The sequence below is a fragment of the Caldisericia bacterium genome, assembly GCA_030018355.1.
Lineage (GTDB): Bacteria > Caldisericota > Caldisericia > B22-G15 > B22-G15 > JAAYUH01.
Genome location: JASEFN010000003.1, coordinates 84424 through 99009, shown reverse-complemented (window position 1 = coordinate 99009; position 14586 = coordinate 84424). Strand labels below are relative to the sequence as shown.

Here is a 14586-nt window from a genome sequence, read left to right as displayed (position 1 = left end):
TTAAATATTGACAAAAATAAATTAACAATTATAATGAACATTGTTCATTATGAATAAGGATATTATTTTTGAGAAATGCAAAGAATATATTTTAGAAAAGGGATTTGAAAATTTTGAAATAAGAGGACTTGTAAAGAGTCTCGGAATTTCAATTGGGACTTTTTATAACTATTTTAAGTCAAAAGAAGACCTTTTTTGCCAAATTTTTTTAGATGATTGGAACAAAACATTAAAAGAAATTGAAAATTCAATTAAAAATAAAGAATTTGAAGAAAAAGTTGAAATTACTTTAAAAAATTTAAGAGTGTTTTTAGAAAAATACAAAACTTCAATGAAGGTTATTTTTAATTCTCTTATTTTAAAAGGAGAAAAACCTAAAAAATTGCTAGAAAATGTAAATTTAATTAATTTTGTTAAAGAAAATTTTGAAATAAAAGATGATTATTTAGCAGAACTTTTTATTAATCTGATTTTTTTTCATTTAAGAAGAGGAGGAGATGATAAGAAGTTTATAAATTTAATTAAAAGATTATTTGAGGAGGATTTATGGAAGAAATAATTAGAATTGAAAATCTTAAAAAAATATATTCAAACGGAGTTGAAGCGGTTAAAGGAATTTCTTTTTCAATAGAAAAGGGTGAAATTTTTGGCTTTTTAGGTCCAAATGGTGCTGGAAAAACAACAACAATAAAGGTTATAATTGGTCTTTTGAAATTAACATCTGGAAAAGTTTATGTCGATGGAATTGATATATCAAAAAATCCTAATGGTGTAAGAAATTTAATTGGCTATGCATCTCAAGAAACAAGTGTAGATGACAATTTAACTGGATGGGAAAATTTATATATTCAAGGAAAACTTTATCATATTCCAATTAAAGAAATTGAAAAGAGAGGAAAAGATCTTCTTACACTTTTTAACCTTTGGGATAGAAGATTTGATCTTGTTTCAACATATTCTGGAGGAATGAGAAAAAGGTTAGATATTTCTCTTGCATTAATTCATAGACCAAAAATTCTTTTTCTTGATGAACCAACTCTTGGTCTTGATATTCAAACAAGAGTATCTATTTGGGAATATATAAGAAAACTAAGATATGATTTTGGAATGACAATTTTTTTAACAACTCATTATATGGAAGAGGCTGATGAACTTTGTGATAGAGTTGCAATTATTGATATGGGTGAAATAAAAGCAATTGACAAACCAGGAAAACTCAAAGAGATAATTGGAGGAGATATAATAACATTTACTTTAAAAGAGAGTGATAATAAAAATTTATTTCTTGATAGAATTAAAACTCTATCAAGTGTATCAAATGTAAAACTTCTACAAAATGGTATATATCAAGTAATTGTTAATCAAAATGGTGATAGATTGATTCCTGAAATATTTAAAATTGCACAAGAATTTCAAGTAGAAATTGATTCAATTAGATCAAAAAGACCCTCTCTTGATGATGTTTATCTTCATTTCACGGGTAAAACAATCAGAGAAAGTGAAGAAAGCAAAGAAGATGTATTTAGAAGAAATCTTACAATAAAGAGGGCTAGAAGATGAGTATCTTTATTTCAGATATATTTACTATATGTAAAAGAGAGTTAATTAAATTCTTCAGACAAAGAGCAAGAATCTTGGCAACTATATTTCAACCATTAATTTGGTTAGGTCTTATGGGTAATACAATGAGTAGATTAACAAACAATCCTTTTGCTTCTCAAATTTTTGGGACATCAAACTATCTTTCATTTATGACCCCTGGAATTGTAATTATGACCTCTCTTTTTGGTGGAATTTTTGGGGGAAGTTCTATAATTTGGGATAGAAGAATTGGATATCTTGATAAACTTTTAACATCACCAATTAATAGAGTTGCAATTCCTGTTGGGAAAGCACTCTCAAGTATGATTGCAACCGCTCTTCAAAGTAGCATTATACTCTTTATTGCGTATATTTTTGGGGTTAGATTTTCAACAGGAATTTTAGGAGTCATTGTTATAATTTTATTTTGTATGCTTTTTACATTTATTTTTGCAGGATTTTCATTAATAATTGGAACAACAATAAAAACAATTGAAACATTTTTTACAATAATTAACTTTTTCACTCTTCCAATAACTTTTTCAAGTACAGCACTATTTCCACTTGAAGCGATGCCAAAGTGGTTACAAGTAATTGCAAGAATAAATCCACTCTCTTATGCAGTAAATCCAATTAGAATTCTAACAATCAAGGGATGGGAGATTTTACCATTAATACAGGGTTTATTCATTATTTTTCTTTTTGATGTTTTTATATTTTCTTTAATGTACTTTACCTACAAAAGATTAACCAGTGAATAACATGTTACAATGGTGTCAGACACCATAGTAACATGTTAATAGAATTTGATTTAAAAAACATTTTTTCAATGTGTGGTATAATGTAAAAAATTAAAGATAATCAAGGAGTGATGTATGCAACACTTTGAATTAAATTGGATTGAAAAGATGAGATTCGAAGGGGAGACACACTCAAAACACAAAATAACTTTAGATGCAAGTGAAGATGTTGGTGGAGAAAATAAAGGTCCGAGACCAATGGAACTTTTTATAATTGGTTTAATGGGATGCACTGCAATGGATGTTATTTCAATTCTTACTAAAATGAAAAAGCATGTTAAATCATTTAAAATAGAAGTTGATGCAACAAAAGCGGAAACACATCCAAAGGTTTGGACAGATATAAATTTAAAATATATTTTAGAAGGAGAGGATTTAGACGAAAAAAGTGTTGAAACAGCCATAGAACTTTCGCAAAATAAATATTGCTCTGCTGCAGCAACCCTTAAAAAAAGTGGTGCAAAAGTAAATTATTCATATGAAATTAAAAAATAATGAAATACTTTGGGACTGATGGTATAAGAGGCATTGCAAATGAAGATCTAACACCAGATTTTGCTTTAAAAGTAGGCAAAGCAGCAGGATTATTTTTTAAAGGAGATTTAATTGTTTCAAAAGACCCTCGTTTATCATCTGATTCACTTGAGGCTGCTTTAATTTCAGGAATTTTATCTACTGGTGTTAATGTTTATTCAACTGGAATTCTTCCAACACCAGCACTCTCTCTTCTTCTTAAAATAAATGGAAAAAGTGGGGGAGGAATGATCTCTGCATCTCACAACCCAATTGAGTATAATGGAATAAAATTTTTCAACAGAAGTGGAATTAAACTTTCAGAAGATGAGGAAGAAGAGATAGAAAAATTAATTGATAGTGAAATTAAATTAAGTAAAAATTTCGGAAAAAATTTTGAATTTCTTTTAGGTAAACATCAATATATTAGTGAGGTTATAAAAAATAATAAATTAAATTTAAAAGGAATGAAAATTGCTTTGGATCTTGCTTATGGCTCAACAACGGTTGTTGCTCCAATTATTTTCTCATCACTTAATGCAGATCTCATTCTTTATAATGAAATTCCAGATGGAAATAAAATAAATGTAAATTGTGGCTCTACAAATATTAATTTTCTTGTTCAAAAAAAGAAAGAGAGTAACTTTGATATAGGATTTTCTTTTGACGGAGATGGAGATAGAGTTATTGCAGTTGATGATAAGGGAGAAGTTGTAGATGGAGATATAATAATGTTTATTCTCGTTAAATACCTAAAATTAGATAGCATTGTAATAACAGTAATGAGTAATTTTGGGTTAAAAATTCTTCTTGAAAAATATAAGATAAAATATTATGAAACTCCAGTTGGTGATAGAAATGTTCTTTATAAAATGCTTGAAGTAAATGCTCCAATTGGTGGAGAACAATCTGGTCACATAATTTTTCTCCCACAAAGTAAAACTGGAGATGGAATAATAACTTCACTTTTACTTTTGAGAGTTATTTTAAATGAAAACAAGCCACTTTCTGAATTGAAAAAAGAATTTATAAGATATCCTCAAATTTTAAGAAATGTAGAAGTTTCAAATAAAAATTTAGTTATGAATGACGAAGAATTTAAAAAGGAGGTGATGATATGGAATGAAAGATTAAATGGAAAAGGAAGGGTTTTGGTAAGACCATCAGGAACAGAAAATTTAATTAGAATTATGGTGGAAGGTGAAAAAGAGGAAGAGATTAAGGAGATAGCACTCTCCTTAGAAAACTTTTTAAAAAAGCGCCTGGCCCAGATATAAAAATCTGGGTGACGAGGAAGAGGGTTCCCCTTATTTAAAAGGGGTAAAATCGAACCATTCGGCGGATGCCCTCAAGGATGTTGCCGTCCTTTGAGGTCTTCCTCAAAAACACAGGGTAACCTGTGAACAAAGGGAAGACCAGGCAAAAGGAGAAATTTATGTGTGGTATTGTTGGATATATTGGTGATAGAGATATTCTTCCAATTATTATAGATGGTTTAAAAAGATTAGAATATAGAGGATATGATTCAGCAGGAATTGCATTATGTGGAAAAGAACTTTACCTTATGAAAACAAAAGGAAGAATATCTCTTCTTGAAGAAAAAATTAAAAATTCATGTATAAATGGAGAATATTCTCTTGGAATAGGTCAAACAAGATGGGCAACGCATGGTCCACCATCTGACATTAATGCTCATCCGCATTTTGATTGTAAAAAGGAGATTATTGTTGTTCATAATGGAATAATTGAAAATTATGATGAAATTAAAAAAGATTTAATATCAAAAGGACACATATTTCAATCTGAAACAGATACAGAAGTTGTTCCACATTTAATTGAAGAGTTTTATGATGGAGATATTTTTGAAGCAACACTAAAAGCAGTTAAATTTCTTAAAGGTTCATTTGCTCTAGCAATTTTTTCAAATAAAGAAAAAGATAAAATAGTTGCAGTAAGAAAAGAATCACCATTAATTATTGGTCTTGGTAATAATGAAAATTTTCTTGCATCAGATATTCCAGCACTTCTACCTTATACAAAAAATGTTGTAATTCTTAAAGATGGCGAGATTGCGCTTATTAAAAAAGATACTGTTAAAGTTGTAAATATGAACGGTGAAGAAATTAAACTTGAAAAAATGGAAGTAAAGTGGAATATTGAGCAGGCTGAGAAAAAAGGTTATAAACATTTTATGTTGAAAGAGATAATGGAACAAGGAGAAATTTTAAAAGATACCTTAAGAGGAAGAATAAAAAATGGAAAAGTCATTCTCACTGAAATAAAAGATAATGAATTTTTAAAAAGAGTTAAAAATATACATATTGTTGCATGTGGTACTGCATATCACGCTGGATTAGTTGCAAAATATATTTTAACTGACCTTCTTGATATACCCATAAAATGTGATACAGCATCTGAGTTTAGATATGAAAATCCAAATATAAATAAAGATTCTCTTGTTATTCTTGTTTCTCAATCAGGTGAAACTGCAGATACAATCGCCTCTCTTCGCCTTGCAAAAAATTTGGGAGCAAAAACTTTAGGTATAGTAAATGTTAATGGAAGCACAATTTTTAGAGAGAGTGATGAAGTGCTTCAAATATATGCAGGACCTGAAATTGCTGTTGCATCTACAAAAGCATATGTTGCTCAAATTTTAACCCTTCTTTTATTTTCTATCCATATAGGAAAATTAAGAGGAGTAATTTTTGAAGATTTCGAGGACTATATTGTTAAAGAAATAGAGAGAGTGCCAGACCTTGTAAATAGAATTTTGAGTGATACTAAAAAACCATTTGAACTTGCTGAAAAAATTGTAAATCTTAATAATGCATTCTATATTGGAAGATTACTTGATTATCCAACTGCTCTTGAGGGTGCTCTAAAATTAAAGGAAATTTCTTATCTTCATGCCGAAGGATATCCTGCAGGAGAACTTAAACATGGACCACTTGCTCTCATTGAAGAGAGTGTTCCAACATTTGCTATATCTACTGATGAGAGAGTTTTTGAAAAAATGCAATCAAATATAAAAGAGGTTAAAGCAAGAAAAGGTAATGTTTATTCAATTGTTAGAGAAGATTTTAAAGGTATAATTGAAGAATCAGACGATTCAATAATTATTCCAAGAACACATATATATATTTCACCAATTTTATCAGTTGTTCCATTGCAACTTATTGCTTATTATACAGCAGACTTAAGAGGTCTTGATGTGGATAAACCGAGAAATTTAGCAAAATCTGTAACAGTTGAGTGAGGTGAGAAATGGAAGTTGAAGCAATACTTTTAGGTGGCCAAGATAGGCTTGAAGATTGGGTAAAAGAGGAAGGAGTGCCACATAAGGCACTCCTTCAAATTGGATCAAAAAAAATGATTGATTGGGTTATTGATTCATTAAGAGAAACTCCTCAAATTAAAAAATTAGTCCTTATTGGCGATAGAGAGATTTTTAAAGATTACATTAATAAAGTCGATCTCTTTTTAGAAGATACTCATGATTTTATTTTTAATTTAATGAAAATTTCAGATGTTGCATCTCTTCCCTTTTCCTTAATTACTCCAATAGATGTTCCTCTAATTACATCAGAAATTTATGAAAAAACTCTAAATTATTGCTTTGAATTTTGCCCAGATTGCTATCTTTATGTGCTTGTAAATAATAAAAAGGATGTTGATGAAAAGTATCCTGGTACAAAAAGAACATATTGGAAACTCAAAGGCGGATATTTTAAAATGGGTAATATCTTTTTAATTAGAAAAGAGTTATATCCTAAGGTAATTGAATTTGGAAAACTTGTTTTTGAAGCAAGAAAATCCGCTCTTCGTCTTGCTTCTCTTTTTCCAATTTGGTTTATAATTAAAGCTGCATTTCACCAAGTAACCCTCTCTGATTGCGAGAAAGTTGTTGTTGATAAAATTAAATTAAAGGGGAGGGCAGTCCCAATTCCTTATCCAGAAATTGCGATTGATATTGATAAAAAGGAAGATCTTGAATTTGTAAGAAAATATTTAAAATAATTTTGTTATAATAAAATTGAAATTTAAAAAGGAGGTTATCAGAATGGCTATTGAGGGAAATATTGAAACTTTTCCTATTGTTGATGTTTTAACACTTCTTTCTAATTCAGGAAAAACTGGTATATTATATATTCAAGGTAAAAAAGGGGTTGAGGAGATAAAGGGTGAAATTCATATTGTAAAAGGAAAAGTTTATGATGCATTTTGTGGAAATTTAACTGGTGAAGAGGCATTTTATTCACTTTTTTTAATAGATGAGGGGACTTTTTCATTTAAATTAAAAGAAATTGATACCCCTCAAAAAATTACAAAATCAATTGATGTTCTAATGATTGATGCAATAAGAACTGCAGATGAGACAAAAGATCTTTATAAAAAGATACCTCCAAGATATACAATAATTGAAATGAATCCAAATGCTCCTGAAAACAACATTGAACTTTCTCCTGATGAGTGGCATGTAATGTATCTATTTATGAATCCAATTAGTATAGAAGATGCAATGAAAAATACAATTTTGCCTGAAACAAAAGTTATAAAGATACTTTATGCTCTCCTTTCAGTTGGTTTACTTAAAAAATCAGACAAATTAATAAATATACCAAATTACCTTTATGAAAAATTCTCCGAATATATAGATAAAAATATTGGGCCAAAGGGTCTATATTATCTTACATATCATATTCCAAAGGGTATGCAAGATTTTAATCTATTTAGAGAAAATTTAAAAAAACTTAAACAAGATCTAATTTCTATTTCTGATGAAAGAAAAGCAGATGATGTTATAAAATTTATATTAAAATCTCTCAATCTCGAAATCTAACATGTTACAATAGTGTCAGACACGATTTTAACATCATGTTACAAAAGTGTCAGACACAATTTTAACATTTTTTAAAATCTTGAACTAAAAATATTTAAGGGTGCGGAAGGTCACTTATCTTTTTTTCCAAAGACCTCATCCCTAAAGTCGGGCTCCCCTTGACCCCGCACCCAACTTCATTTTATATCATAAACTACGCTTTTGTCAATAAAAACCCATGTTACAATGGTGTCAGGCACCTTTGTAACATGATTAATTCCAATCACGAGGTCCAACAAATCTTATGCGACCAGTTGCTGGTGTTATGTAAATTGTTATAACTTTTGGTAATCTGTTGCCTTTTGAATCTTTTGTTTTTCCAAGTAAATTATTAGAAATTAAATTTATATGACCTCCTTGAGATGGATTTCCCCATTCATTGAAAGAAAATGAAACAAAATAAGAGATTGGAGATGATTGAGTTCCAAAAACAACAGAATTTGCACTACCTAAACCATCGTCTGTTGTAATTCCCTGAGTATATCCAAATGAGTATGGAAAACCTATATTTTTGCTAAATTTTCTTACAACAATATTTGGAAACTCGCCTGGATGATTAATAATATAAACAATATCTTTTCCCACATTATATGCATTTTGAATTGCACCTTCTCTTAATTCAAATACATAAATATTATTTAATTCTGGTGTACTTGGATTATAAACATAAAAATTGATTTTTAACTTTTCAAGTTGTGCCATTGCTCTTACCTGAACCTCTCTTAAATCATTAACAAGTTGCCATGCATCATTTCTTAATTTTTGAGTAGCAATAAGAGTTGGAGAAAGATAAATTATACCCATTGAAATTATCGAAAGAATTGTAATAACAACAATAAGTTCTATTATTGTAAATCCATTAAATTTTTTAAACACAAAATAACTCCAAAAAATTATTTTTATTATTTTAACAAAAATTGAATTTTTATTTCAAGATGTTATTTTATCATTTTGAATAAATTAATTTGCCATTTTCAAGTATATTAATTATTAAAGGATTAAAATCTTTTTCATATTCAAATTCTTTTTTATTGAAAACAATAAAATCAACTGCAACATCTTTTTCAATAGATTCATATATTATATCTAACCACTCTTTTCCACTTTTATCTTCAGGCATAACAATAAATAAATCAATATCGCTATAAATATCTATATCACCTCTTGAAAAAGAACCGAAAAGATAAATTTTTAATGCACCTATTTTTTTTAATTGTGAAATTATCTTCTTTAAATTTTTTTCTAATAACTTTTTTCTTTTTAATTTCTCTTTTTTTATAAAATCTAAAAGATTCATAAATCTAATTTATCCTTAATAAAATAAATAATTTTCTTTGCAATTTTAGATGCTTCAAGTGCTTCTTCAGGGTCATCAAAAAATCTTGAAGGAATTCCACCAGGAAGACCATTAGGATATCTTGTAGGTATATAATATTTATCTAATTTTTTTGAATCTTTATAATTTTCAAATTCTTTATCAAAATTTATTGCTTGTATTAATAAATCATCAATCGAGTGTGTAAAAAAGTGATGAATAGAACCAGTTTTAAAATATAAAAATCCTTTTAGCGCTTTTTCAACTGCTTGTTGAAAATGAAAAAGTGCTAAATAAAATTTATTTAATTTTCTTAATTCTTCTGCATCATTATATTCATCTATTGCTTGTAAAATCCATCTTTTTGCTTCTTCTTTTTTATCTCTTCTCACAAATAAATTATAACATCCTAAATTTAATATGACTTATTTTGGACCAAACATGCGAAGAGCACCTGTTCCTGGGGCAACAGTTATTTCAATAGATAAATTTTGTCCTTCACTATTTTTTAAACTTGGGGTCTCTATAATAATTAAAATTTCGCCAGGATCTGTGTTATCAACTTTTTTTGGTGCCCCCCATTCATCATACATATAAGTTGCAATTCCTGCTCCATAGGTAGTATTTCCAATTCTTATGCTTTTAAAATTTATTCTTAAATCAAGTTTTTTAGTCACAACATTCTCATTTGATCCACTCTCAAAAGCATTTTTCCTTTTTTCATATCTATAAGTTCCATTATCTATATCAAATTCAATTCTTAATCTTTCAAGTTGTGCCCTTGCTCTTTCCTGAACCTCTTTAATATCATTTAAAACTTGCCATGCATTATTTTTTAATTTTTGCCTCATTATAAATCTTGGAGAAATATATACAACTCCACCTATTAAAACAAGTAGAACTGCTAAAGTTACCACTAATTCAATTATTGTAAATCCTTTTTTATTCATTTCTTATTAAACTGGGGGTGAAATTTATCACCCCCTAAAAGTTATATTTATGGAGGGTTTACCATTTCACGCCAGAGAATTCTACCAAAAAGTGTTGATTTAAGTGGTCCAACTAAATTTATTTCATCGTATGTTTGAGTGTTGGTAATTGCTATTCTTGTTATAACTTCATCTCCAATAGTTGGGAATAGGGGTGGTCTTGCTCTTTGTAAGTTATAATCATAATAAGTCAATTGAGTTTCATATCCTTTCACTCTACTGCCACTTACAATCGCTGGTGCATTATCTGATGAATAGAAAGTTTGAGAACCTCTAAAATCAAGAACATGTCCATTTGGATTATATGGATGCCAATTAGCGTTTGGATCTATCCCAAAAGAACCAGTTTGTGCTAAAACTGCTGCATCAATTCTTAAGTGTTCTGGAGCATTTTTATGTATAAAGACATCATCATAAGCAATTAAACCAAGTGCATCAGGAATATAATTTGGTACTTGATTTGGATCTGTAACAGCAGGGTGAACATATGTTAAATCAGACATTATCCATATATCATCCGATGCATAAACAGTTACTCTTCCATTAACTTTGCCTCTAACAGTAACATCACCTTGAACATAAATAACTCCTCCTTGATATACTGTTCCATCTGGAAGGGTAACAGGATAATTTGTTGGCATTGGAATTATTCTTGTTGGTCCATTCCCCTCTTTTATTTGAATTGTGCCATTTTCAAGAAAATGCAACTCAACTGGTGTACTTGTTCCGTTAAAATAATAACCAGTTTGTTGTGCAATTGTTTTTATTTGATTTCCAGATGTTTGAACTCTTGAAAAATCCATATTAGGTTGTAATTGTGAATAAACCTTTACATCTTCAGGTCCGATATTGTTTAATGGTGAATTAAATGGTGGTAAATCTACATAATATGTCTTTTGGTCTGGTGCTTGAACAATTTTCACAGTGGTATATGTCACCCCATTATAAACTAATGAAGGATAAATATTTGCAATAGTATACGAAGGATTATTTTGGGTTGTATTTTTAAAAGGTTCCACTTTATATTCTGTACCATTATAATAAAAATGAAAGCCACCTGTATGTTGATTTGCATAAGGACCAAATGTTATATAATCCCAAACATAATCATTTGCAGTTATTGTGCCCCAAATTTCTCCAGAAAAGTTTATGTTGCCATTACTTCTAATTGGACCATGAACTTCTTCATCATATCCAAAATTTATTGTGTCATTTGATGCAACAAGATAATCTGAAAAACTAACCTGGTCTTGATATGATATTGTTTGCACTGTCTCTGATTCTCTTAATAATTGAATTATTGAATTTGGTGGCGCCTCATATTTTACTTCAAATTCACCCCTAATTCCTCTTTTCATCGGAGTAATTCTATATCTAACACCTGCAAGTTTGAGAGAGTTATTAATAGCATCGATATCAAGAACATTTAAATAGTGATCTGGATATTCGGGGTCACTTGGTCTTGGACATACAAGTGTAAGTCTTGGTTTAATTATATTTTCATAATCAACTTTTGGAATTGGTGAACTAAATGAATAACCAATTGCTGTTATAATTATTAAACCTCTTTGTGGCGAACTTGTTGAACTGTCAATTTTTCCAGCAGTTTGAATAATAATTCCTTCATATGTATCACCTGTTGCTGGATGATCAATATCATATGGTTTAACTACATCATTTATATTAATTCCTGAACAATCAGCAACTAAATCATTACCACCAATTTTACTTATCATCTCTTCCATTTTTCCAAGATTTACGCCTGTGTCAGTTGTTTTAAACCCCTCATTCCAGTTTAGACCCCATAGATATGTCATCCATGTGTTATATGCATTTTGAATATCATTAGTAATTTCAGTTATTTTTGAATCATCTTGAGGTCTTGCCAAATTTTCTATAAATCTTGTGACACTTTCCACAACTTTAATTTCATTTGGTTCTACAACCACTTTAGAAATATATTCACCTTCATCTGCAAGTCCATTTGAATTAGAATCGTTCCAATTAACAATTTTCATTGGAACAGGATTACCTACGCTATCAAGTGTATAATAATCAAAATCCATAAAATATTTTGCTCTTGTTAAAATGTAATTACCATTTCTTGGATCTTTGAAGAAATCAGGATAGTAATTATAAAGGGCTGGTGTTGAATCTAAACCTTTTATATATTGTGTTAATAAATATAATCCTATGTTATCAAAATGACTACTCTGAATCTCTCTTATGATCTCTTCAAGTCCAGCATCAGCGGTTGTTAAAGAGGTTTTTGAAAGATGAAGAATTGTTTTTAAATTTAAATTTCTATTAGCAGCAATAAAAGTGAAGCCTATTACACCAAATAGAATAGTTGATATGATTAACACAGTAATTAATGCAAATCCATTTCTTTTTTTATACATATCTTTCCTCCTTTCTTTATAATTAAATTTATATTAAGGTAATGGGTTTCTAACCGTTACATTAGCTAAATAAATATAATCTTGTGGTGCTTTTTTTAGTCTTAATTGCACTTTTGAAATTATTTCTATCTTAATAATTTGACCAACTCTTAAAAATTTTAATGAGTAAATCGTAGGTTCAGTAACTGGATTTCCACCTTCCCATGAATTGGTTGTACTATTATAAACATATCTTTTGATCTCTTTTCCTTGAGGAAAAAAACTGATTGAATAAGATGATGTGGTAAGTTCATATTTAACTGTCTCTATCCCACTTGGAGAATTTGGATTTGGGTGAGAAAATATTATATAATTATCTTGAATTAAATTATTCTCTAATTCTACCGATGTTGCTTCTCTTAATTCCCTTATCAATCTATCCATCCCTGCTCTTAAATTATCTATAAGAGCAGTTCTTATATAATTCTCTTGATTAAATGTAGTAATTTGAGTAAAAATAGGATATATACCAACTAAAATTACAGAAAAAATTGCAATAGATATCATAAGTTCTATCAAAGTAAAACCAAGTCTTTTACGGATCATGGTATGTTACCTCAGTTGATGCTACTGTGAATCTTTTCCAACCATACACAGTTCCTTTTAAATTTGTATAAGAACTTTTAGGATCTTCAATTAATAAAACAACATCTATTTTATAAATGAATTTATATGGATCAACATTTTCGATTGGTTCATTTACATTGGCATTAATAAATCTTGTTATATAAAGTTCAACTTTAAATATATTATAAAATTTTCTTGAATCATCAGAAGGAAAAATAACATATGGATAAGTATATGATGGATTATTCTCATTATAAATAGCAGTATCATAAATTGTATCATTAATACATGAATATTTCATTATTCTTTCTCCAGGATAACCAAAAGGATCAGAACCGTCTGGCAAAATTTCTTCTTGTGGTAAAACTTCATATAACCTTTGAAGATTATTTTGTTCAGTTACTCCCACCTCTCCCTCATAATAATAAAATTTTCTACCCCTCAAATCCTCTAAAATATAATTACATAAATTTTCAGCAAGTAATTCAAGATTTCTATTACGTGTTTGTTGATATAAAAAAGTTATAGTAGATAGAGTAGCAAAGATTGGAAAAACAAAAATTACAATAGCAAGTATTGCTTCAATTAAGGTAATTCCTTTTTTGTTTCTAAATAACTTAAAAATTATCACAATTAAATTCCTCTTTTAATTTCCCCTTTAAAATTTTTTAAACTGGAGGAGAGAGATATCTCTCTCCTCCGATAACCTTTAAACTCAACAAGTATTAAAAGTTAACAAAAATTATTATGGAGGTGTTGGAGCTGTAGTCGTTACACCAGCATTTCCAACAGAATCTCTATATATATATTCGTTAGGTGCTGATGTCTGAGAATATAACACATATGAGGTACCACTAGGATTACTTTGATAATAATAAGAACCATTACCTGGATCAAATGGATCAATTGGAAGTTTCTCTATATATACTATTCCACCTCTTTCACCTGTTGCACTTACCGCTGTAGAAACATTAATTGTTGCAGCAGTACTCCCTGTAAGTTCTGCTCCTGGACCTGAGGTTGCAACTAATCTATCAGCAGTTTCTTGAACAGGATAAGTATTCCAGTCAGTGTAAAACATTTGAAGAGCATTTGCGAGTGTCCTTAAATCACTCTGAACTCTTGATTTCCTTGCTCTATTTTGCATATTCCTATAAGCTGGAATAGCAATAAGAGCAAGAATCAAGATAATTGCGATTACAACCATTAACTCAATAAGGGTAAAACCCTTTCCTCTTCTCCACATAGTTTTCTACCTCCTTTTTCAAATTTGGCGCCATTTTAATCAAAAATAAATTGACCAAGCCGGTTGCGCCACTTGGCTCCGTCCTCTCCCATGGCGCCCATCTTTTGAGAGAAGACATCTTCGCCTTCTTGGTCTATATAATATAAAACTAAATTTCTTTTTTCTAATTCTAATATAGATAATATTTTTTATTTTGTCAAGAGGTTAAATTTTTATAATTTTTTAAAAAATTAAATAAAAAGAAATATTGCC

At 29.2% G+C, this 14586-nt stretch carries 16 protein-coding genes and 1 riboswitch; of the genes, 8 read left to right on the top strand and 8 right to left on the bottom strand.

The annotated features are described in order from the left end of the window. Positions 1–49: 49 nt before the first annotated feature. The 8 genes from QMD25_03815 to QMD25_03780 all read left to right on the top strand — a co-directional run bounded on the left by QMD25_03815 (position 50) and on the right by QMD25_03780 (position 7737). Positions 50–559: a TetR/AcrR family transcriptional regulator gene (locus tag QMD25_03815; GenBank protein ID MDI6861128.1), complete on the top strand. Its 510-nt coding sequence runs from the start codon at positions 50–52 to the stop codon at positions 557–559. Then, on the top strand, positions 547–1560 hold the full coding sequence (locus QMD25_03810; GenBank protein ID MDI6861127.1) for an ATP-binding cassette domain-containing protein: 1014 nt from the start codon (positions 547–549) through the stop codon (positions 1558–1560). Before QMD25_03815 ends, QMD25_03810 begins: the two co-directional genes overlap by 13 nt. Beyond that, positions 1557–2342 (top strand): ABC transporter permease, encoded by a 786-nt coding sequence (locus tag QMD25_03805; GenBank protein ID MDI6861126.1) that lies wholly within the window; start codon positions 1557–1559, stop codon positions 2340–2342. The genes QMD25_03810 and QMD25_03805 overlap by 4 nt, the downstream gene beginning before the upstream one ends. A gap of 114 nt (positions 2343–2456) precedes the next feature. Then, a complete protein-coding gene (locus QMD25_03800) occupies positions 2457–2876 on the top strand; it encodes an OsmC family protein (GenBank protein ID MDI6861125.1) in 420 nt (139 codons plus the stop codon). Beyond that, positions 2876–4171, top strand: a complete 1296-nt coding sequence (gene glmM, locus QMD25_03795) for a phosphoglucosamine mutase (GenBank protein ID MDI6861124.1) — start codon at positions 2876–2878, stop codon at positions 4169–4171. The genes QMD25_03800 and glmM overlap by 1 nt, the downstream gene beginning before the upstream one ends. A 158-nt stretch (positions 4172–4329) precedes the next feature. Beyond that, positions 4330–6153 carry a glutamine--fructose-6-phosphate transaminase (isomerizing) gene (gene glmS / locus QMD25_03790; protein MDI6861123.1) on the top strand — a complete coding sequence of 608 codons (1824 nt, stop codon included), beginning with the start codon at positions 4330–4332 and terminating at the stop codon, positions 6151–6153. Positions 6154–6161: 8 nt separating this feature from the next. After that, positions 6162–6914, top strand: coding sequence for a hypothetical protein (locus tag QMD25_03785; GenBank protein MDI6861122.1), 753 nt, complete (start codon positions 6162–6164; stop codon positions 6912–6914). A 43-nt stretch (positions 6915–6957) separates the two neighbouring features. After that, the gene (locus tag QMD25_03780) at positions 6958–7737 is read left to right on the top strand and encodes a DUF4388 domain-containing protein (protein MDI6861121.1); all 780 of its coding nucleotides are present in this window, start codon (positions 6958–6960) and stop codon (positions 7735–7737) included. Between the two features lie 252 nt (positions 7738–7989). On the opposite strand, the gene QMD25_03775 is transcribed toward QMD25_03780, so the two are convergent. The 8 genes from QMD25_03775 to QMD25_03740 form a co-directional block, all read right to left on the bottom strand. Beyond that, a complete protein-coding gene (locus QMD25_03775) occupies positions 7990–8652 on the bottom strand; it encodes a type II secretion system protein (protein ID MDI6861120.1) in 663 nt (220 codons plus the stop codon). 70 nt (positions 8653–8722) lie between these two features. Further along, the gene (locus QMD25_03770; GenBank protein MDI6861119.1) at positions 8723–9073 is read right to left on the bottom strand and encodes a nucleotidyltransferase domain-containing protein; all 351 of its coding nucleotides are present in this window, start codon (positions 9071–9073) and stop codon (positions 8723–8725) included. Further along, entirely contained in the window at positions 9070–9483 is a 414-nt protein-coding gene (locus QMD25_03765; protein ID MDI6861118.1) for a HEPN domain-containing protein, read from the bottom strand. The genes QMD25_03770 and QMD25_03765 overlap by 4 nt, the downstream gene beginning before the upstream one ends. A 33-nt stretch (positions 9484–9516) precedes the next feature. Then, positions 9517–10041, bottom strand: a complete 525-nt coding sequence (locus QMD25_03760) for a prepilin-type N-terminal cleavage/methylation domain-containing protein (protein MDI6861117.1) — start codon at positions 10039–10041, stop codon at positions 9517–9519. A gap of 47 nt (positions 10042–10088) precedes the next feature. Further along, positions 10089–12482, bottom strand: a complete 2394-nt coding sequence (locus QMD25_03755) for a hypothetical protein (GenBank protein MDI6861116.1) — start codon at positions 12480–12482, stop codon at positions 10089–10091. A 33-nt stretch (positions 12483–12515) separates the two neighbouring features. Further along, positions 12516–13067, bottom strand: a complete 552-nt coding sequence (locus QMD25_03750; protein ID MDI6861115.1) for a prepilin-type N-terminal cleavage/methylation domain-containing protein — start codon at positions 13065–13067, stop codon at positions 12516–12518. Beyond that, positions 13057–13719 (bottom strand): hypothetical protein, encoded by a 663-nt coding sequence (locus tag QMD25_03745; GenBank protein ID MDI6861114.1) that lies wholly within the window; start codon positions 13717–13719, stop codon positions 13057–13059. The genes QMD25_03750 and QMD25_03745 overlap by 11 nt, the downstream gene beginning before the upstream one ends. Before the next feature lie 114 nt (positions 13720–13833). Continuing rightward, entirely contained in the window at positions 13834–14334 is a 501-nt protein-coding gene (locus QMD25_03740; GenBank protein MDI6861113.1) for a prepilin-type N-terminal cleavage/methylation domain-containing protein, read from the bottom strand. A gap of 48 nt (positions 14335–14382) precedes the next feature. Continuing rightward, positions 14383–14472, bottom strand: a riboswitch (cyclic di-GMP riboswitch). Between the last annotated feature and the right edge of the window lie 114 nt (positions 14473–14586).